This is a genomic window from Pontivivens insulae (assembly GCF_900302495.1).
Classification (GTDB): Bacteria; Pseudomonadota; Alphaproteobacteria; order Rhodobacterales; family Rhodobacteraceae; genus Pontivivens; species Pontivivens insulae.
In genome coordinates, this window is the sequence record NZ_OMKW01000001.1 from 193,652 (window position 1) to 214,925 (window position 21,274).

Here is a 21,274-nt window from a genome sequence, read left to right on the forward strand (position 1 = left end):
TGGGCCATGTCTGCGACATAGTCGTGGATTGGTGTGCCGCCGAAAGTTGTTGCCCGCCTCGATCCGGCGTTGCGGGTTCATAAGTCTCCAGCGCGCAATCGGTTCACCCTTGCAATTCTAACGAGAAGGAGCTGGCGGGCAGTTCTCGGGCAGATCGGCAGAGCTGTTTGGGTCGCGGATCAGCCAGACGGGGCGCTCGATCCTTAGATCTGAGTCCTGCGCGACCAGTGTGCCTCGCAAGTTCAGGTCCTCTCCGCATTCCAGCGTCATGGTACGTGCCACGCCATCGCCGAAGGAGATGGAGCCGTCATAGGTGGCGGGTGCTTGGCTGAGGTTGAGCGTCACGACTTGGCCGGCGATCGTGGCCGTGAGCGCTGTCCGGCATTGGGAGGCGCGTACCGTCGCAGGCACGGTTTCCGTCTGGCCCACAGGCATACTGAAGCCAAGCGCGGTGCCCATCCCAGTGCCTGCATGGGCTGTATAAGCGCCGACGCACCATTGCCCCGTTTCGGATGTCTCTTCAGGTTCGGGATTGTTTGCGCTGGTTTGGGGCAAGGATCCTTCGTTATCGGTGCGCTGCAAACTGTCGTCAGGTTGGACAGCATTCGTGCCTACGATCACGAGGTCCGGGGGCGTGATGAAGAATGTGGCCAGCTCCTCGACACCAACGATGATGAGATCAGGCGGTGTGATTTCTAAAGCGCCCGTAATTTCCGATCCGACGATCACGAGGTCTGGTACAGCAATCTCCAGCGGTTCGGCGGTCTCTGATCCGACGATAACCAGATCAGGCACGGCGATTTCGAGCGGACCTGCAGTTGGCGACCCGACGATTACGAGGTCGGGCACGTTAATCTCCAACGGTCCGGCGGTCTCTGACCCTACTATGATCAGATCAGGAACGGCAATCTCCAGCGGACCGGCAATGGGCGACCCCACGATTATCAGGTCGGGTAAATCGATCTCTAATGGTCCAGCGGTCTCTGACCCGACGATAACCAAATCCGGTACCGCGATTTCCAACGGCCCAGATGTCTCTGATCCGACGATTACGAGGTCAGGGGTTGCTATTTCCAGTGGTCCCGCCGTCGTGGCCCCGACGATAACCAGATCCGGCACGCGGATGACCAAGCTCTCTGCATCACGCCTGTCCTGCGCAGCCGCATGGCCTGCGCCCAAAATGACCCACAGAGTGGCCATGCATAGCAGTTGGGACCGCAGCCTGAAACGCGCGGCGTCAAACCGTTCCCAATTCGCTCTGCCGGCCATCCTCACTAAGGCGCGCAGTACTGATTGTCGAAAGACACTTCACCCAAGACATTGAATGTCCCCCTGACCGTTGGGCAGGTTCCCGACGCAACAGGATCGACAGCCTGACCGGACGCCAGGAACTGCGTTGAAAGTGAACCATTGGCCGGATAGGCCTGACAGCCCCAATTCATAGCTTCATCTGTCGAGTTCGGGTTGTAGTTCCGGGAAACCGGAAAGTCCGATATCGTCACCGAGACGGGAATAGAGGCTGGCGCGGGATCGCCAGGTTCCAAGATAATGGCCCGTGCATTTCTAAAGACGCTCTCGCCGTCGGCAGCCGTGTAGCTTGCCGCGCAGGCGATGCGAATGCCCGTGTCAATCGCGGCCCTGTTCCCTTCGATCCGAACATCGAAGTTAAACGTGATATCTCGCGTCGGTACGGATTGAGCTTGCACAGCGCTTGCTGCGATCAGCCCGGCGAGCGGCACGAGGCAACGCTTCGGAAAACGCATATCTATCTCCTTGATCGTATGAGTTTGAGACTGGCGCGCATCACTCACAGAGCGCCTCTTTGCGCTGGTGGAACTCACGATGTGTGAAAAACGCAGCAGAGCTGTCAGCAATGCTCACCCTTTCCTGCACATCATCGCCCTCGCTACGAGAGGCCAGGTAGGGGATGGCATTATATGTCGAAAGATCGGCCAGAAGCGGCCACGCGCACGCGCACTCCTGCGCGCTCGATCCGCCGGACTCGCAATATAGCCGGTAGAGAGGCTCGAAATCGGCAACCTCCCAGTCGTTGATATCGCGGCTGTGGATGCGCGCCAGTTCCATCTCATACTGGGCCCTGATCTCCTGAAGTGCTGCATATTGCAGCTGTTCTTGTTCCTGCTGGGCCTGCCGCTCAGCCTCGCGTTCTGCGTTTTCAGCATCCTGCATTTCTTGCAGGCGCATCATCTGTTCCAGCACCGCGGTCGCCGCATCCGTTTCCTCGGCCATGTCAGCCTCGTTACTCTCAGCCATCTCTTCGGTAGCTGGGCCTGCCGCGTCGACCTGCATATTTAAACCGGGGATCTCGAACCCTTCGGGCAGGGCCTGGCCGCCAAGGGCACATTGCATCGCTACCCCCGCGATGCCCTGCATCATCTGCATGCCCGCCATCATATCATTCATGTCCGCAGGCTGCTCGCCCAGGTACATATCGAGTGCGATCCGCGCCGTAGGCACTTCCTCGGGCGCGACTTGGCTGGACCAGGCATCAAAGATGCACGCGCAGTCGGTCTCTGCCTCACCACCTTGGACACATTGGACCATGAACTCAGTGCGGAAGTCCGCCATGGACTGTGCATTGGCAGACCCCACGGCCAGCATCGACACGAGCCCCGCCGCACCCATTCGCATTAAAGACATTTTCATCGTGATAATCCTTTTCTCAAACCAACCGGATCAACGCCGCTTAGAAATATCCGCGTTCGCTTCCGGCGGCCTGGATGTCGCTCCATAGCTCTGGGGTAAAGTCCAGCCGGCTTTGCGATAGGGTCAGGAAATCACAGTCGAGCATCGCACCCATTACGGCTTCATCCGGGACCATGTCGCCCTCTGTTTGGAACTCGGGTGAGATCATGTCGACATAGTCGAAGCTTGGATCGGCCTCGACCCGCTCCAAAAGCTCGTCGGATGCGCTCAGATAGCGCGCAAATGCGGGCATCGCGCCAGCCGCAACAACGGCATCATAGGTGCATTCAAAACCGTCCCGCTCAGCTTGCGTGATTGGGGTGTCAGCATCAAATGCGTCTGCATGGACCGGATCGAACCGCCGCATCATTACCTCAGAGACGCGCAGCATGTTCATATAGCGGTTCTCGTAGTCCTCCAAAAACTCGCTCTTTGACATGTCCATTATACGCTCAGCCGCATCGCTGTCGGCGGCCAGGGGCAGGGGGGAAAGGCAAGTGGAAATCAAAAGGACCAAGGCGGGCCGTCGCGCTATCATAGTGCGTTCCTTTCTGAATTGAATAGGATCATGGGCAAAGCGGCGCGAAGGGCTCACCCCCGCGCGCGCACAGAAATTGACGGTTCATCGTCGAAAGCTGCCAGCCCGCCGGTTCACCATCGGGCTGCCAGGCATAGACGGCTTCGGTGACGATGCCAGCGATGCTGTCATCCTCGACCGGTTGAACAAAGCGCACGGACATCTCGAACATGCCGATATGGCAATAAAGTTTGGTGAGCGGAGCAGGCATCGTTCCCGAAATTTGCTCTGCCAGTAAGGCCTCCTCAACCGAACCTGTCACGCGGCTCGCAACTGGGTCAGGTAGATCGAGATAGATTAACGGGAGGCTCTCTGATTCCAGCATGGGCGCGCATCGCGGCTCTGCCAAGGCTGCATCAACAGATCCGACGAGGCCCAGTGCCGCGGTCACAAGAAAAAGTCGCAATAGAATGCTCCAACTCAACCCTTGGAGTAGTCTAAAGGACTGCGGCTGGCATCCGCATACGTCATTTGACGTAAATCACGTGTTTGTTGCTTTGCGCACCGGAGATTTACGGCCTAGCGTGGCGGCGTGATGAAGCGCAGTGTGTGGGGGCATCGTGACGCAAGGGCCAGCTGATCCAGAAGACATACCGCAGGAGGCTCTTCGGGTGATTTCAAGGCTGTATGACGCGGTTGGAAACGGCGCGGATTATCAGCCCATCTTTGCCGCGATGGATGAGTTTATCGAAGCGGAACTCAGCGCCCCGACCTGTGACAACCATACATCCAAGGCTTGGCAGAAGCTGTTCAAACATCACTTTCAGCAAGTGGGACATGTCTTCGATGTCCTGACACGTGAGCCGGTGGAAACTCCGCTCAGCTATGTTGAAGCTCAGAACGGTCCGGCCGCCGTTGTCGAGCGATCTGGCAGGATTGTCACATCAAACCTCGATTTTTCGAACGTCGTGGGTGCTCACACGGACCTGTCGGAGCACTTTGCCAGTTCCGATGACCGTGTGCGCTTTGAGAATTTGGCAAGCGCGAACAACCTCGACGCGCAGGTCGTCGTTACTCTGAACGTTCCGCGACGCCGCAAACCCGTGGTTCTTCTGATCGGCCATCTTCCCCAGCTCAAAAATGATTCATCTGAGGCCGCGCCACTTAGCGCACTGATCGTCGAGCCGCGTTGGTCCGCCACGCTTGGGGACACGCTCGCACGATCCTTTGAGCTGACCGGGGCCGAGGTGGACACCCTGCGCGCCTTCGTGGAAACCGGATCTGCGCAGGGCATCGCCGACAGCCGGAAGAGGTCGATCCGTACCGTCCGCACGCAACTTTCGCGGATTTTCGCCCAAATCGGGGTCTCAGGCCAGACCGAGCTCGCACTCTTTCTTGCCGCTCTCGCGCAAATGAAACCGCCTTCATTGCCTGGACGCGGCAGCGCGAAATTCGATGATGGGGATGTCAAAAGACACGTCCTGACCAGTCGGGTCGGACCGATCGAGGTGCTCGATTATGGCGCGCCGGATGGAAGTCCGGTCCTGCTCATTCAATCCACGCATCCACCGGGTTTGACGCGGGACTTGCGCGCTGCATTCGCGCAAGCCGGGCTTCGCATTCTGGCTCCGCTCAAACCGGGCGCGGGACAGAGCGCTGCCTTAAAGCCGACCGAGGGACCAGACCGAGTTGCACCGCTTTGCCGTGACGTGCTGGATGCGTTGTCCATCCCGCGCGCGGTCATTGCCGGGCAAGCCTCGGGTGGGCTTTACGCGCTTGAATTTGCGCGGCGCTATCCGGCCATGACCTCCGCTGTTTGCCTTATCGACACTGGCACGCCATTTGAGAGCACGTCGGCCCTGCTGCGATTGCCGCCGACGATCCGACGCACGATGGTGCCCGCCCGGATATTTCCGGAGATGCTGCTTCTACCGCACAGATTGGTCGCCGCAAATTTCGCCCGATCAGCCAAGGGCGAAGCCACAGTCGTCGACTACTTTTTTGACGGCAGCCCGGAGGATCAGGTGCTCACCCGTACCGACCCGAGCTATTATGGCATTACCCGCGATATCATCAGCTATTCGTTTCTTGATACCGACAGGTTGGTGCGCGACGTCGTTCGCTGGGCGTCGAACTGGTCCCCACTACTCAGCGAGGTGGCGGCCTCGACCCGGCTGCGATTTGTCCACGGCGCCCTCAACCGCATGTTCCTCGTCGGCGGGATAGAGGCCTTTGCCGCAAGCCGCCCAAACTGTGATCTGATCTCAATCGAAGGGTGCGGACAACTCGCCGTATTCCAAGAACCCGACACAGTAGCAGTCGCACTACGCCAGCTTGTTTGAGGCAAGCCTACGCTCAGGGATGCGTCGCCGCCGACTGCGCAAATCAATGCTTGGTGCCTTTTGTTGGTAATACACAACTTGCAAAGTAGTCTTTGAACACTGAGCTAAGTCGTTTGATTGCGGCGCAAAGCCGCCTTTTCGAAGATCAGTTCATTGCAAATGTGCTGACCGGTCTCTGGACTTTCATTCAGCCGGGATGTCTTACGCGAAAGACTATTCGGGCGTATTATTCGGGAGCCTTGAGCTACTCTCCGCTCCTGCTGATCGGGTTGAGTGTCTTCTCTTCTCGGCCAGTAGACCACGGCTGGGGGCCTACCGCCTAGGGCGGCATGCGGGCGCTTACGGTTGTAGAACTCGATCCACTTGCCGACGCCAGCCTTTGCCTCTGATCCGTATTCACAGACGTGCAGGTAGACGCACTCGTATTTCAGGCGCCGCCACAGCCGCTCAACGAAGATATTGTCGAGGAACCGGTCCTTGCCGTCCATCGAGATGAGCACACCGGATCGGCGCAAGCGGTCGGTCCAGGCGAAGGATGTGAACTGGCCGCCCTGCTCTGTGTTCATGGTCTCGGGGCGGGCCGAAGCGGGCGGTGGTTCCGTCCAGCGCCTCGACGCAGAAGCCCGCCTTCAACGTGTTCGAAATAGCCGGGCCAGAATCTTGCGGGTGTGCCAGTCCATGATGGCGACAAGATGGAGGAACCCGCGCCGCATCGGTAGGTAGGTGATGTCTGCCGCCGAAACCTGATTGGGCCGGGTCAAGCGCAGCCCTTTCAGCAGGTAGGGGTAGGTCCTGTGACCTTTCGCCGCCTTGCTGGTGTTGGGCTTCTGATAGATCGCCATCAGCCGTATAAGCCGGCGGATGCGCTTCTCGTTCACCAGAAGACCCTCGTTGCACAATTGCCAGGTCATCTGCCGCACTCCGAAGAACAGCGTTTCCAGGAACTGTACGTCGCTCTGGCGCATCAGCCTCAGGTTCAGCGCCGTCTCACCCTTGGGCTGGTAGTAGAACGACGACCGCGAGATCGCCAGCAGCTTGCACTGTTTGCCAATCGACAGCTCGGGATTGGCGGGCTCAACCATCTTCCGTTTCACTTCCCGGTCCACGGCTTGAGCTTTCTGGACAACAAATCATTGGCCACGGCCAGCTCCTCAATCTTGGCGTGCAGCTCCTTCACCTTCTCCTCACCGATCTACGGAGCCTTCTTGCCGCCACGCTCGAACACGCCAGACGCGTCTTCCAGCAACGCCCGCTTGCAGGTGTGGATCATCGTCGGATGAACCCCGAACCGGCTCGCCAGCTCGGCCGCCGTCTGCTCACGCTTCTGCGTTTCCAGCGCCATCTTCGCCTTGAACTCCGGCGAATGCTGCTTCCGTTTCGACATCTCTGATCCCTTTCTCGTCGAAGATCAGCAGACAGCAATTCGTAGCCTACGTCAGTGTCCGAAATCGGGGTATAGCTCAGCTTTCAAGCGTGTCCAGCGCTACTCCGCGCAAGATTTCCTTCAGACCGTCTGCACGGTTTCGATAAGCCTGCGCCAGGGAGGGACAGCCATTTCGGTAGGTCGCGTAATTCGTCATATCCTCCCGGAACGCTGCCCTCAGCTGCTCTCGATCACGCAAAACGCCATCTGACATCGCACTGGAAGCGGGAAGTTGCGCGACAGTTGGGCAGATGTGTGTTTGAGCATAAACGGGCTGCAACGTCATCAGAGTGCAAAGCGATACCAGGCATATCGCAATGCGGATCATGTGACGCATCCACGAATGACTGGCTCACTCATCGTCGCGATCGTATTCTCCCCAAGTGGAAAACCGATGCTGTCGCGCGTTCTGTTCGCGCTTGGCCTCACATCGACGACTTCCGAGTCTTCAAAGTAGAAGTCGAAATAGCCCTCATACCAGATATCAGTCGGCTCGTACTGAGACCACGATAAACATACCGCGACACCTCACCAGTTGCAGTTGGTGTGATCCGCGTAGGTTCGCCCGCACATTCCCAAATAAAACCGGGCTCGCTGCCCAACACGAGCACGTAGGCATCTCGGGCGAAATTTCCGGACCGTTCGGCCACCACGAAGCCACATGAAGTCAGGAACAGTACGGTTACTGTGGCGAAGAATCATTTAAACCAGCTACGTCTGAACTTCGTCACAGCTCACTCCTGAATTTCCTCTCCACTATGACATTAAATCTGGGGTTTTGCATCACCCGGATGGGTTAGGCGTTTACTCCGATCGAAAAAAAAGACGCGGCGATGATCGCCGCGCCTTTCACTTCAAAATCCGTGAAATGGCTTGATCAGCCTCTTTCGTCGGCCACCGGGGTTGCAGGTGTGACCGGTGCGCTTCCGCCCAAGGCTTTCTGGGCGAACCAGAGGCCGACGGCCAGGGCGACGCCGATTACGTCGGTCAACAGGCCGCCCGCGATCATGCAGAGCGCGGCAAGGACCAGCCCGAGGCGCATTGCCCAGCCAACGGCACGCCCGGCAAACCAGCCCTGCATACCTGATGAGAGGAAGAACACACCGATGACGGCCGTGACCCCGGCGCGGGCGATCTCATACCAGGCGCCGTCCATCAGGATCGCGCCATTGTAGAAGAACATGAACGGCACGATGAATGCGGAAATCCCGATCTTGAACGAGGCCACAGACGTCTCCATCGGGTTTGATCCCGATATCCCTGCTGCCGCGTAACTCGCCAGTGCCACCGGTGGTGTGATTGCCGAGACGACGGCGAAGTAGAAGACGAAGAAATGCGCCGTCAGCATCGGAATGCCCAGCTGCACCAGACCCGGCGCAACCACACTCGCCGCAACTGCGTAGGCTGCCGTTGTCGGCATGCCCATGCCAAGCAGGATGGCAATACACATCGCGAAGAACAGAGCGAGCAGCTGGCTCGCATCAGCGATGCCCAGCAACACGGCCGAGAAGCGCGCACCCACGCCCGTCAGGGAAATGACGCCAACGATGATGCCTGCACAGGCACAAACCGCGATGATCTGGATCGACATGACGCCCGCGATCTCGAACGCTTTCGAGACAGAGCGCGGCCCCATCCGGTAGGGTGTGAACCAGCTCACGACAGCGGCAGAGGCTGTGGCAAGCGTTCCAGCGCGGATCACAGAATATCCCATGAAGAGCGCCCCGATCAGGATGATGATCGGAAGGAACAGGAACACCCGACGGACCATATCGCGGAACTTGGGCAGTTCGTCCTCGCGCATCCCGCGCATGCCCAGCTTCGCGGCCTCGAAATCGACCATGAAGTAGATGGAGGCGAAGTAGAGGATCGCCGGGATGATCGCCGCAATCGCGATGTCTGTGTATGGGATGCCCGTGATCTCTGCCATGATGAAGGCACCAGCCCCCATGATCGGCGGCATAATCTGCCCACCTGTCGAGGCGGCAGCCTCAACTGCGCCTGCGGTCTTCTTGTGGTAGCCGACCTTCTTCATCAGCGGGATGGTGAGGGAGCCTGTGGCCACCACATTGCCCGCTGACGTTCCGTTGATCATCCCCATAAGACCGGAGGCGAAGATCGCCACCTTGGCCGGTCCACCGCGCGCGCGGCCGGCGGCGGCAAAGGCAAAGTTGACGAAGTAGTCCCCGACCTTTGAGGCCTGCAGGAACGCGGCAAAGATGATGAACAGGATGATGTAGGTAGATGAGACCGCCGTGGTCGGCCCAAGGATGCCCGCATCGGTGTAGACTTGGCTAAAGAACCGGGTCCACGCGATGTCAGGTGCGTTCAGGAAACCTGGAAGGCTTTCCCCCACAAACACGTAGGTCAGGAACACGGCCGCGATCACGATCAGGGCCATGCCAGCCACCCGCCGCGTCAATTCCATGATCAGAGCAACGCCTGCAACTGCGGCCAGGCTGATACCAATGGGCGCAAATGGTGTCCCGGTGGAGTTGCGCATCAGCGTGCCGTAAATGGTGATGAGATAGACAGCCACGGCAACAGCGCAGATTGAAAGAAGAATGTCCGCAGGCACAATGCGCCCACGCGTTCTTGTGCGCAGCCAGCCCAGAACGATGCCAATACCGGTTGCCGCCAATAGCGGAACACCGAAATGCCAGGTCTCCTGCGTCACGAATTCTTCCGCGATGCCGTTCCACATGGTGCCGTCTGAGATTTGGCCCGCGATGTCGAACGCCTGCCAAAGGGCATAGAGCGCGGGCAGCATGCCCGCAAAGGCCAGCAGATCGAGCAGTTTAGAGGCCCCGCCCGGTTCCTCATCTGGGAACGCCCGTGCTGAAAACAGGGTGAAGCCCAGGATCAGAGCACCAGCGATATGCACGATCCGGAAATTCCATGTTTCCATAGGGAATGTGGGCAGGAATGGGATTGTGACGCCTGTCGTGGCAGAGATCGATAACCCGTTCAGTGCGGCCATGTGGAAGAAGGCATAGATGCCCGCCATGATCGCGACGACAAGATAGGCGCGGCCTTCGAATAACCGGCGGTTGCTTTCTACCGGTTCGTCATCGACGCCCTCGGCGATGACCTGATTGCTTTGTTCGGACATGACTACTGTCTCCGGATCGAATTGGGCGGTTAGATCGGTCTGCAGGCAGGCGCTTGAATACGCAAAATGCGCCCGCATCCGTCATAGGTGCGGGGTGCGGTCGTGTCTTCCCGTTTCGATTCGGGTTCGACCGTCTTTACTGTGGTGATGGCGCGCCGCCCGATGGGCGCCGCGCCAAATGGGTTGAAGCCGTAAATCGGGCTTATTCGCCGTGGATCATGTCGGCAGGAATATCCGCACCGGCATTGTCGATGAACCACTGGGCGGCACCCGGGTGCCACATCAGAACACCGTTCTTGTCCCAATTGTCAGGCGTTGTTGAGCGTGCTGCGCGGTGAATGTTCACCATGCGCTCATTGTCGCTCATCACCACTTCGACAACTGCGTTCACGAAGGATGCGGGCAGATCGCAGTTCGCAATCGCGAAGTTCCACATGGAAACCGAGGTCGCGTCCTCTTCCAGCGTAGTGTAGGTGTCTGCACCGATTTCGAACGGCGAGACCGGGAACGCTTCGAGGATCTGCGCCTGCTCTTCTGCGGTGAATTCGATGATATTCACATCGGTCTGCACCTCGAGCTGGCTGACCGCAGGAACCGGAACACCAGCTGCAAAGGCGATGACGTCCAGCAGGCCATCCTGAAGCTGACCGCCAAGATCGGTCCAGCCACCGTTGCGACGCTCAAATTCAACACCGAGCTCTTCCATCATGCGCGGGAAGTAAGTATCAGACGTCGAACCTGCAGGACCAAAGCCGATGCGTGCGCCGGCCGGGATGTCCGAGATGGACGCGATACCCGAAGAGGAGAGCGCCGTCACCGAGAATGGGGTCTGATACATCGGGAACATCGCGCAAGCGTTGTCCATGGCCAGACCCGGTGCGATCGGATTTGTGCCGTTCAGGGACTCAGCTGCCGGACCCATCGTGGTCATGCCGAACTGTGCCTCGCCCGTGTGGACCAGCGCCATGTTCTGCATCGGGCCGCCCGTTACCTCACCGCCGCCGGTCAGGCCCAGCTCAGTCGCGACAAGGTTCGCCCAGCCAGAACCATAGGCGAAGTAGGTGCCGCCCTGGGATGCTGTGCCGACGGTGAAGCTCTCAGGCCAGTCAGCGGTGTGACCATCGGCAAATGCAGGGAATGCACAAGCGGTGGACAGCAGAAGTGCCGTTGAAATCTTTTTCATGTTTTCCTCCCGGATTGGGCCCTCGATCGGAGCCACTCAGTGTCACCCGTTGCCGGGCGCTGGGGGAATTAGCCTGCGGGACATGCCGCGCGGCTATGAAAAATCCACTGATTTTGTGGAAAGTGAGCGGCACCCTGCACCGTCGGGGTAGAATGGGTGACTCTGTGCGGCGGGCGCGGGTGCAATGCTACTCATGCCCCTATTCCACGAAGTCAGAGCGGTTCAGACCGTGGCGCTGCATCTTGTCATAGAGCCCTTTGCGCGACAGGCCGAGCGCCTCGTAAACCTCTTTCAACCGTCCACCATGTGCATGAATCGCTGCCGAGATCAGCGCTTTTTCGTAGGACGCGACATGATCCGCAAGACGCCGCTCTTCCCCTTCCGGCCCGTGTTCCGTGACGTTCAAGCCGAGGACCAGCCGTTCTGCTGCATTTCGCAATTCTCGCACATTTCCGGGCCAGGGTGCCGCGGCAAGCTCTCCCACCAGGGCGGGTTCGATCACAGGTGGGGCCGTGCCGTAGCGTTCTGCGGCGCGCGCCACCAGCACACGAAACAGATCTGGAATATCCTCGCGCCGTGCTTCCAAAGACGGCAACGCCAAGCCAAGCACATTCAAGCGATACAGCAGGTCCGCCCGGAACGTGCCGTCTGCCACGGCAGCATTCAGATCCGTTTTGGAAAGCGCCACGACACGGATATCGAGGGCAATCGCCTCGTTTGACCCGAGCCTCATGACCGTGCGGTTGTGAAGCACGTCCAGCAACTTGGCCTGTAATGCCAATGGCAGAGAGTCGATTTCATCAAGGCAAATCGTGCCGCGATTCCCATGCTCCAGCTTGCCAAATCGGGCTCGTACTGCACCGGGGAAGGCCCCGGCCTCATGTCCAAAAAGCTCACTCTCGATCAATGCTTCGGGCAATGCCGCGCAATTGATGTGGACGAAGGGGCGCTCTGCCCGCCCGCTTGCAGCATGTATGGCGCGTGCCACGACTTCCTTGCCGGTGCCCGTATCACCCGTCACCAAGACATCTGCATCTGTCGCGGCAATCGCAGCAACCCGTTCGCGCAGGCGTCGCATTACATCACTTCGTCCAATCAGCCGCGCATCAATGACATCGGGAGAGGCCACAAGCTCCCTCAGCGTGCGGTTCTCTTCGGTCAGGCGGCGCACTTCAAGCGCCCGCTCGACGCACGCGACCAGGCGCGCCGGTGCACATGGCTTTTCCAGAAAGTCGTATGCCCCTTCTTTGATGCAGGCGACCGCAAGATCCACGTCGCCGTGACCCGTCACCAGAATGACCGGCAAATCGGGATCGAGCGTGCGGGCCTCGCGCATCAGTTCAATGCCATCCATGCCCTGCATCCGAATATCGGTCACAAGAATTCCATCGAAGCCCCGCTCAAGACGCTCCAGCGCCGCCGTCGCACTCGGGAAACACTCCGCCTCGATCCCCGCAAGATCCAATGACTGCCGCCCGGCGATGCGCAGATGCTCTTCGTCGTCCACAAACAGGACCGATGCGCTCATGTCTGCCTCCCCTGCCCATCGGGCCAATGACGTTTCAGCTCGACGCGGAAGACCGCTCCGCCTTCCGGGTGATTTTCCGCCAGAAGGCGTCCGCCGAAATCCTCGATGATATTATAGGAGATCGACAGGCCCAGCCCCATGCCATGCCCGACATCCTTGGTTGTGTAGAACGCCTCGAAGAGCTGGTTGAGAACGTCATCCGACAAGCCCGGCCCATGGTCCCGCACCACCAGTGTGACGGTTTCGTCAGCCGCTTCCACCCGCAGCTCGATCCGAGCATCGGGGGCCTCGCCCATCGCATCAAGTGCGTTGGTGACCAGATTCACCAATACCTGTTGCAGTCTCAGCCGCCCGGCCCAGACCCAAACCTCAGGCATTGCGGGATCAAATTCGAGAACCGCCTCACGCTCCCGCAGCTGCGGCGCGACGATCACAATGGTCTCGTCTATGGTCTCGTTGATCGGCACCGGGCCAAGGGCTTCGCCCGGTCGCCGGGCAAACGACCGCAGTGTTCGCGTGATATTGGCCATGCGGTTGGCCATTTGGGAGATGCTGCTGATATTGCTGCGCACCTCGCCAATGCGGTTACGCTCCAAATAAGTCTCGGCATTGTCGGCATAAGAGATAATTGCGGCGAGTGGCTGATTGATTTCATGAGACAAGGCGGCCGACATCTGGCCAAGTGCGGCCAGCTTGCTGGCTTGCAAAAGTGACTTCTGGGTCGTGAGAAGCTTGTCTTCCGCAGCTTGCCGTTCCGCCACCTCATTGCGCAGATTCCGGTTCGCTTTCAGCAAATCGGTCGTGCGTTCACGAACCTGTCGCTCCAACTCTGTGCGCTGACGCCGCTCAAGCTGCGCACGTTCCATCAATCCCATCCAGCGCTGGCGCAGAACGTACACGATCAACAGGCCAATAGCTGCGACCAGCAACGGGATCGTCATCGCACGGATTGATTGGGTGCGTACCGCCTCCATCGGGGTCAGCACGATGGCATGCCAGCCGGGAAGGGTCAGCGGCAGGCTGACCGACAGGAACCGTGTTTCGTCCGGCTCGGATCCCAGAACCACCTCTACTCCGGCTTCCCGGATCACACTGGCCGAGAATGGGATCGGTGAAATCGTATCCACTGGGAATTGCCGCGTGCGCTCAATCCGCGTCAGGGTGTCCACGGCAAGGGGGGCGAGCGCTCTCAGCCGATAAAGCGGATCACTGGCCAGAAAGGTGATGCCATCTGCATCGGCCACCATGATGACCCGGTCGGACCTCTCCCAGCTTTGTTCGATCTCTTCAACGGTCATCTTTATGACGATGACCCCCACGATCTCGATCCCGTTCGTGATCGGTGCGGAAAAGAAGAAGCCCCGCTCATCAGATGTCGTGCCCAGCCCGTGGAATTGAGAGGGTTCGCCCGCCAAAGCCCGCCCAAAATAGGGACGGAACGCAAAATTGCGGCCCAGAAACGTGTCAGGCTCGCGATAGTTGCTGCTGGCCACGGTCAGACCAGATCGGTCCATAACGAAGATATCCGATGCCCCGATTGTGAGAGAGAGGAGCCGCAGCTTCTCGTTCACGAAGGGCACCACGCCCTGATTGTCCGTCTGCCGCAGCAAATTCAGCAGGATCGGATCCCCTGCGATAATACCGGGCAGTGGCTCAAATCGTTGAATGGCTTGGTCCACGGCGTCGCCAACCAGCGCCAGAACCGTTTCCGCCTCAGCCTTTGCCCGCGCAATATTGCCTGTTTCGACCCGCGGAAAAAAGGCAACGGCCAACAGCGCAAGCAGTACGAAAGGCCAAAGCGCGGCTGCAATACTGCGATATCGCCTGCGCTTCTGAACGGCCTTCACCATTAACTTAACAGCTTCCCCGATGCGATGCCCCGCATGACTATAGGCTGGCACGACCGCACAGGTCCATGCGGACAGAGTTTTGGAACGGACGCTTCAAACAGGAGCAGGCCACACTCCGTGGAGCATGGCCTGCCGGTGTCCGTCTGAGCAGCGGCCGATCACAGCATGAAGCTGTCGCTGTCCAGTGCGTCGAAGTCGACGTTCATCAGGATGACACGGTCGCCAGCCTGACCTCCGTCAAGGGAGGCAAGGTCGAGGATCGTTGCCCAACCCTGATCATCTGCAACATTTCCAAGGGCTGCCATATCGGTGTTCCAAGCGGTGAGGTCGATGCGATCGACGCCGGCCTCGAAATCGAAGACGAAGTCTTTGCCTGTGCCGGCTTCGAACACGAACGTGTCCGCTTCGCCGTCCCCAGACCAATTGCCACCCCAGAGCTTATCATTGCCCGCGCCGCCGTTGATGACGTCTGCGCCAGTGCCGCCAACCAGCTTATCGGCCCCTGCATCACCAGACACAGCATCGTCCCCGCTGCCGCCGTGGGCATAGTCATCGCCCGCTCCACCCGCGAGTGCGTCGTTTCCAGCTTCGCCACGCATCTTGTCGTTGCCGGTGCCGCCCCAGACAAAGTCGTCGCCCGTGCCCGCATCGATCACGTCATTGCCCTCATCACCATACAGTGCATCGTCGTCAGCACCGCCAGACAGGGTGTCATCGCCACCGTTGCCGTGGATAACATCTTCGCCTGTGCCACCGCGCAGCTGGTCATTGCCGCCAGCAACCGGGGTCAACGTCGGTGCCCGCAACAGCACGGCCGCTTCAGCGTCAACTTCCACAAACGCATCAGCCGAGCGTGGATCGACTGTGCCGTCGTTAGAGCCAGTCGCCGGTGCTTCGGCCATGAACTCCGCATGTGCCTCACCAGACTGCCAATCCACATTGATCCGATAGATGCCGCCTGTGTTTTCAGTGGACGCGTCCAGATCATGGTCACCGCGGTTCAAGCCGTAGAACAGGTTGCCGTCACCGTCAAAGAACACGGCACCGTAGGCACCCTTCGCCATCGTGGCCTGCATCTCATCCCCGTAGAGTGTGCCGGTGATTGGCATTTCGGTGAATGTCGGCAGGCCACCCTCAGCAACTGCGCTGACATCAATGGACACAAGCTTGCCGTCACCGCCGTGAACGCGGGGCGCGATGACCGCCTGGAACATCTGTTCTGCGGCGTTATAGGCCAGGTCATATGTGCGATCCGTGAACAGATCGGACGGGAAGTGGAAGTGGCTTACCGCCGGATTGCCATCCGCATCACGGTTGTCGACGTCCACGACGCTAAGGCGGTTCAGCGCGGTGTGGAAGGTCCACAGGTTGCCCGCATCGTCAAAGTCGCCGACATAATCGCCGTAGTGACCTTCGCCGACGCGATAGGACGCGCCATTTGCGTCGAGCATCACGATGTCAGTGCTCGAAACAGCATTGCCGAGGCTGTCAACGCCATTGGACTTTGCCACACCGTAGATCAGGTCATCCTCAACGTTGAAGCCGATTGCATTGATCTTGAAGCCGGGCGCATCGCCGATCTGCGTGTAGGTATTCGTTTCCGTGTCGAAGAGGTGCAGGTGACCAGAGATCACCTGATAGAGGCCGCTTTGACCGGGTGCGAAAGCCGCGACCGACACAGTCTCACCGCCGAGTTCAACTTCACGTGCATAAGACGCGATCGGACCGCTGAAATCATAGCCCGCATCAGCGGATGTATCGACGGTACGGAAGGCAAGCTCACCTTCGCTGCCGTTGGAGATCACCTCGACTTCGAAGTTAGAAAAGACCCCGGAGTCAGCCTGGACAGTGTCGACGACTTCCCCGTTCCACAGCACTTCGACCTTGGCCGAAGACAGCCCGGCAGAGAGGTTGGCCGCCAACTCGAAAGCAACCGTATAGCTCTCACCTGCAACAGTCGAAGCGGACTGCGCGATGGTTTGAACACCGTAGCTGTCAGAGAAGGTCCATCCACCTTCGGAGGCATGTGCACCGAAACCGGCTACGGTCTCGTCAGCCTGCGCCAGCAGGTTGTCGTCACGATCGTCGCCATAGATCTCGTCGTCACCTGCGCCGCCATTGACGATATCGTCGCCCTGTCCGCCTTCGGCATAGTCGTTTCCATGCTCGAGGTTCAGCAGGTCATTGCCCAGACCACCCCAAGCCATATCGTTGTCCCGGCCAGCATTCACGATGTCATCGCCAGCCCCGGCGTGGAGCATGTCGTTCCCACCATTACCCAAGAGAACGTCATTGCCCGCGCCCGTCACGATGACATCATCGTAGGAGCGCGTCAGGTACATGTCGGATACCTCTTGGCGACCGGCATCGTAGACCCAGACCCCATCGACGAGGGACCACTCTTCGCCGAGCATGTCGCCCGCGGCAAGATCGTTTCCGGCGCCCGTTTCGATAAGATCGTCGCCTTTGCGGCCATTCACGGCGTCTGCGACGTCGGCAAGCAGGTCCAGCATGGCGTCGATACCGTTGCTATAACCGTGGCCGATTCCATCGTTTTCATTGGTGCCAAGGAAGGTCGGGCGGTTTTCGGTGATCATGGTCATCGTCTCGTCCTTTCGGATGATTTAGGAGGCCGCGGACGTGACCGCGTTGATGACCCTTTCTCGCTCAATGGGGGATGTGCCGCATTATCCAGCACGGATAGTTCGAAGGTCAGGGGGAATAGCGTGATTCTCAAAAGGATAGTTTCGACTATCCCGCAGCCACTTTCCTAACCCGATGTGTCCGGGTTAAGGCTCACCATCACTGAACCGCACACAACAGGGTGTTCAATTGCGCGAGCGCCGACTCGATGTCGAGTGGCGACGATGGCCCCTCCGGCAAAGCACGCTCCAATGCAGCAAGGGTGCGTGGTCCAACTATTCCATCAATTCGACCGACCGTCGCATCCTGTGTGGCAAGCAAACGTTGAAGCGTATGGGCCGGTGTCGGACCCGCCTCTATCGTCTCGATCCCGCAGGGTTCGGGCGGCTCCTGAACCGGGGCCACCGCCACGGGTGCCGAAATCGGTTCGCCCAGAAGGCACTGTTCCAATGCAGTGGCGAATGTACGGGCAGAGGCTGGCGGCACACCAACACGGTCGCGGGAACACTCAGACCCCGCCGAACAATCGATGACGAGCGCCCAATCCCGATCCCCCGGACCGGGTGTAATCCGCGCGGTCAGATCGGCTGAGAGCACATAGCGCAACCCATCGCGCATTCCCTCTTGCCACAGATATAGCCCTCGCACGGACGGAACGTCTGCAAAACGGGTCTCCACAGCTTCAGCATCCGGCAGCGGCCGTTCCATGAACACCCCGGTACAGGGTTCCGCGTGGGCAGTGGTGGCAATACCAGCCAAAGCCCCCACGAACAGGCAGATGCGAACGGCTGCCGTCATTCGGCGCTTCGCATCAGGGGACCCGTCGCCTTGAAGGACAACGCGGCGAGGACAAGGGCATTGGTGTTGGCCGTGACAGAACCGTTCACCTCACCGCCCTCGTAAAAGCCCTCAGGCCAGCCTCGCTCTGGATCGGCAAGCTCCGCAATCTCAGCGACCAGCGTCGCGGTGTAGTCGGTGCCGAACAGCGCATCCCAAGCAAAGGCGGCCTTCGTGGCAACGGTCCGGCGGCTGTCGAGCCGATCTCCGCTGAAGGTCATCACCGCCCACGGTGCCCCGCCACCCCAAACGCTCGAATAGGTGAAATAGGGCGGTTCATCGATATGGCTCTCGCTCACTGCGGTCAGGATACCGGTACGCGCCCAACGCGCCTCTTGTGCGCGGTAAATCGCACTGGCGAACCGAAGCGAGCGGGCGTCGAAGCCGAATTCCAGCCCGTCGAAGAGATAGGGTTCACTGACAACAAAGGCGGGCGTGACGTTCCGGTGCAGGCGCGTATCAACCGGGATCGGCTGGCCTTCCACCTCCTGGATCATCAGGTTGTCCGCCACCTCATAGGCGCGCCAGGTGTCGAAGCCGAAGAGCATCATCGCCTTGGCCGCATATTGCTCGTAGCCCACACGACCCTCCTGATCGCGGCGCAGCGTGTCGCCCGCGATGTTCATGCCGATCAGCTCTCCGTCCTCAACCATCTCGTCGAGCGACCATGCCGCGACCAATGTCTCCACCTCGGCCGCCAGGGCAGGATGATTGCGTGAAACCAGACCGAGCGCACCAACCATCCGCGCAATATCGAGCGCGGACCAACCCAGCCCCAGATCAACCGGTTGGTTCTGGTAGTTCACCAATTCCAGCGTGCGCGCGTGATAGGCCTTGTTGGGCAACATGCCATCGAACAGACGCAGGGATTGTAGCGAGGTGAGCACCGCCGAAAGCCGCCCCTCCGCCTCGTTTCGGTCGATCAGCCCCAACCGCTCCGCCGACAGGACGGCGACGAGGTAGCTTCCCGTCTCCCACATCGTGGTGGAGGGGTAGTTGTTGACCGAGTTGGCCAGTCCCGTCTCAGGATTGGTGTTGTTCTCGAAATAGCGCCAGGCGACCGCGGCGTGGGCCAGATCCTCGGCACTGCTCTCACCCCGAATGGCCAGCGGCAGCGGCTCGATGGTGTCGAGTACGGCAAGCGGATCGTCCGCCAGCGCGTTCATCGCTGTATCCATGCCCGCGGCCTGCACCGGACTGCCTTCGCCCAGATCCTCCAGCCACAGCACCAGCGCAAGACCCGCGGCAAGCCCGGTGAGGAACACCAGATGCCCCCGCGCCCTGATAAGATTGTCCTTGAACGCCATTCGATCACTCCTTCGCCGTCTCAGGCGGTTGCCACAGCGCGGCACCGATCATGCCCGCCATCGCGATACAGTTGTTGAGGCCCCACAGGGCATTGGTAATGACCCCCGTGGGGGTATGCGCCGTCCCGCCGATAGCAAGGGCGGCAAAGCCCCAGACCACGCCCAACCCCGTCAGCACCAGCACGGCAAGCTGGGGGCGCACGAGGCGCAGGAAATTGCCCGACTGCCTGTCCTTCGGCGTGACCTTGAAACTGATCTTCTGCCCCCGCAGCACGGTCCATATGGCGCTGAGGCCCAGCGGGAAGAAACTGAGGTAACTGGCCTTGGCCGCATAACCCGCGATCCCCCAGGTTCCCACCAGCATCGCCAGTTCCAGCGAGATGAGGAACGGCACGATATGCAGGAAAAAATCGTCGGAGAACGCACTGACCGGTGCAATCGCAGTGAACAGGTAGAAGGCTGGCGCAAACAGGAAGATGACATTCCACAGCGGCCCCAGATAGGACCAGAAGGTGGAGCCATACATCATCCGCTGACCGAAGGTCAGACCCTTGCGGAAAGCCCCGTTCTCGTTGACCAGAATGTCGAGACTGCCACCTGCATATTTGAACCGCTGGATCGTCCAGGTCAGCAGATCCTGTGGCGAGAGCATCTTCGATTCCACGTAAGGATGTTGCCAGCTCTTCCAGCCGCGCTCCCGGTCGGAATGCAGCATGATCGAGGTGAAAATGTCCTCGGAGACGTGGAACTTGTAAGGCGTAAGCGCGACGGTGCTTACCGCCTCGGACCGGATCGCCTCCATCAAGGCAGGATCGACGCGCCGCTCCCGGCTTTCGAGGGTCACTTCCTCTTCCGCCGCGATCACCTCGCGCTCTACCGCATCGCCAAAGCTGCGCAGCGCCGCCTCCATCACCGCCTCGCGCCGGTGGATAGAGCCCGCTCCACAGCAGAAGGCCGCATTCACACGGTTCCGCCGTCGCAGGATCACGTCATAGAACATCTGCGGATCGTTGACGAAGGGATCGGCCCCGACGCGCCATTCGCCCACGATCCCCTCCACCGCGCGGCCAAGCAGCCGGCCGGGCGCACCCAGTCCGCGCTCCAGCCGGTCGGTCAGCCGCTCGCCCTCGGGCAAGTCATAGAACCATTGCGGCGTCTGGACCCAGGCCATCTTCGGATCACGGAAATAGCCCAACGTGCGCTTGAGCATCGTGGGCAACGGCCGCGTATCCGCGTCGCAGATCACCAGCAGATCGCCGGAGGTCTGCTCCATCGCATTGCGCAGATTGCCCGCCTTGAACCCCTCGTTGCCGACACGGGTGATGTAGCCCGCACCCTCTTCCTCCGCGACCGCGCGCATCTCGGGCCGCTTGCCATCATCGAGCACCTGAAGCCGCACCTCGATCGGATGAGGGTACTCGATCTTCTTGGCATCCAGCAGGCCGAGCCGGACAAGCTCGGGATCCTCGTCATAGGTCGTGAACATCACGTCCACGACGATCGGCCGGTCCGGCTCCGGCGCGTCGGGGTCAATCTCACCCAATGTGGCGGGCGCGTCGGGCACCTTTACCGGCTGATCGGCCCACAAGTTGTAGACGAAGAAGATCAGGCCGATATAGGCCATCGTCTCCGCCGTCACGAGCACGACCGAAAACACCATCGCGTCGGGGTTGAGCGAGGCCGTCCATCGCCACCACAGATACCACGCGCCGATGACCAGTGTGATCGTGGCGAGGAACTGCCACAGCGCCTCGCGCCAAGGGTTGTAGGGCAGCGGTTCGGGCGGGGTGCGGTCCTCGAAGGCCTCGAAATAACGATCCATCCGC

The 21,274-nt window shown here is 59.9% G+C and carries 15 protein-coding genes and 1 pseudogene; 1 reads left to right on the forward strand and 15 read right to left on the reverse strand.

Translation table 11 applies throughout. The features are described 5' to 3' along the window. Positions 1-117: 117 nt before the first annotated feature. The 5 genes from POI8812_RS01000 to POI8812_RS01020 all read right to left on the reverse strand — a co-directional run bounded on the left by POI8812_RS01000 (position 118) and on the right by POI8812_RS01020 (position 3,689). A complete protein-coding gene (locus POI8812_RS01000; RefSeq protein ID WP_108780674.1) occupies positions 118-1,200 on the reverse strand; it encodes a hypothetical protein in 1,083 nt (360 codons plus the stop codon). Between the two features lie 74 nt (positions 1,201-1,274). Next, complete coding sequence (locus POI8812_RS01005) at positions 1,275-1,763, reverse strand: hypothetical protein (protein WP_108780675.1); 489 nt, start codon at positions 1,761-1,763, stop codon at positions 1,275-1,277. A 40-nt stretch (positions 1,764-1,803) separates the two neighbouring features. Beyond that, positions 1,804-2,667, reverse strand: a complete 864-nt coding sequence (locus POI8812_RS01010; RefSeq protein ID WP_146186093.1) for a hypothetical protein — start codon at positions 2,665-2,667, stop codon at positions 1,804-1,806. Positions 2,668-2,707: 40 nt separating this feature from the next. Beyond that, positions 2,708-3,244, reverse strand: coding sequence for a hypothetical protein (locus POI8812_RS01015; protein WP_146186094.1), 537 nt, complete (start codon positions 3,242-3,244; stop codon positions 2,708-2,710). Positions 3,245-3,272: 28 nt separating this feature from the next. Beyond that, positions 3,273-3,689 (reverse strand): hypothetical protein, encoded by a 417-nt coding sequence (locus POI8812_RS01020; protein WP_108780678.1) that lies wholly within the window; start codon positions 3,687-3,689, stop codon positions 3,273-3,275. A gap of 205 nt (positions 3,690-3,894) precedes the next feature. Here POI8812_RS01020 and POI8812_RS01025 point away from each other — a divergent pair, with 205 nt between their 5' ends. Next, positions 3,895-5,565, forward strand: a complete 1,671-nt coding sequence (locus tag POI8812_RS01025; RefSeq protein ID WP_146186095.1) for a bifunctional helix-turn-helix transcriptional regulator/alpha/beta hydrolase — start codon at positions 3,895-3,897, stop codon at positions 5,563-5,565. 260 nt (positions 5,566-5,825) lie between these two features. On the opposite strand, the pseudogene POI8812_RS01030 reads toward POI8812_RS01025, so the two are convergent. The 10 genes and pseudogenes from POI8812_RS01030 to POI8812_RS01075 form a co-directional block, all read right to left on the reverse strand. Next, a pseudogene (locus POI8812_RS01030) lies at positions 5,826-6,949 on the reverse strand (IS3 family transposase); the annotation flags it as partial. A 76-nt stretch (positions 6,950-7,025) separates the two neighbouring features. Further along, positions 7,026-7,316: a hypothetical protein gene (locus POI8812_RS01035; RefSeq protein WP_108780680.1), complete on the reverse strand. Its 291-nt coding sequence runs from the start codon at positions 7,314-7,316 to the stop codon at positions 7,026-7,028. 549 nt (positions 7,317-7,865) lie between these two features. Continuing rightward, on the reverse strand, positions 7,866-10,100 hold the full coding sequence (locus POI8812_RS01040; protein WP_108781457.1) for a TRAP transporter permease: 2,235 nt from the start codon (positions 10,098-10,100) through the stop codon (positions 7,866-7,868). 202 nt (positions 10,101-10,302) lie between these two features. Continuing rightward, positions 10,303-11,283, reverse strand: a complete 981-nt coding sequence (locus POI8812_RS01045; RefSeq protein WP_108780681.1) for a TAXI family TRAP transporter solute-binding subunit — start codon at positions 11,281-11,283, stop codon at positions 10,303-10,305. A 199-nt stretch (positions 11,284-11,482) separates the two neighbouring features. Then, positions 11,483-12,811: a sigma-54-dependent transcriptional regulator gene (locus POI8812_RS01050; protein ID WP_108780682.1), complete on the reverse strand. Its 1,329-nt coding sequence runs from the start codon at positions 12,809-12,811 to the stop codon at positions 11,483-11,485. After that, positions 12,808-14,712, reverse strand: a complete 1,905-nt coding sequence (locus POI8812_RS01055) for a sensor histidine kinase (protein WP_146186096.1) — start codon at positions 14,710-14,712, stop codon at positions 12,808-12,810. Before POI8812_RS01055 ends, POI8812_RS01050 begins: the two co-directional genes overlap by 4 nt. A gap of 107 nt (positions 14,713-14,819) precedes the next feature. Further along, entirely contained in the window at positions 14,820-17,264 is a 2,445-nt protein-coding gene (locus POI8812_RS01060; RefSeq protein ID WP_108780684.1) for a calcium-binding protein, read from the reverse strand. A 199-nt stretch (positions 17,265-17,463) separates the two neighbouring features. Next, the gene (locus POI8812_RS01065) at positions 17,464-18,102 is read right to left on the reverse strand and encodes a lysozyme family protein (RefSeq protein ID WP_108780685.1); all 639 of its coding nucleotides are present in this window, start codon (positions 18,100-18,102) and stop codon (positions 17,464-17,466) included. Further along, positions 18,099-19,448 (reverse strand): DUF3131 domain-containing protein, encoded by a 1,350-nt coding sequence (locus POI8812_RS01070; RefSeq protein WP_108780686.1) that lies wholly within the window; start codon positions 19,446-19,448, stop codon positions 18,099-18,101. The genes POI8812_RS01065 and POI8812_RS01070 overlap by 4 nt, the downstream gene beginning before the upstream one ends. A 4-nt stretch (positions 19,449-19,452) precedes the next feature. Next, positions 19,453-21,270: a glycosyltransferase family 2 protein gene (locus POI8812_RS01075; RefSeq protein ID WP_108780687.1), complete on the reverse strand. Its 1,818-nt coding sequence runs from the start codon at positions 21,268-21,270 to the stop codon at positions 19,453-19,455. Positions 21,271-21,274 lie beyond the last annotated feature (4 nt).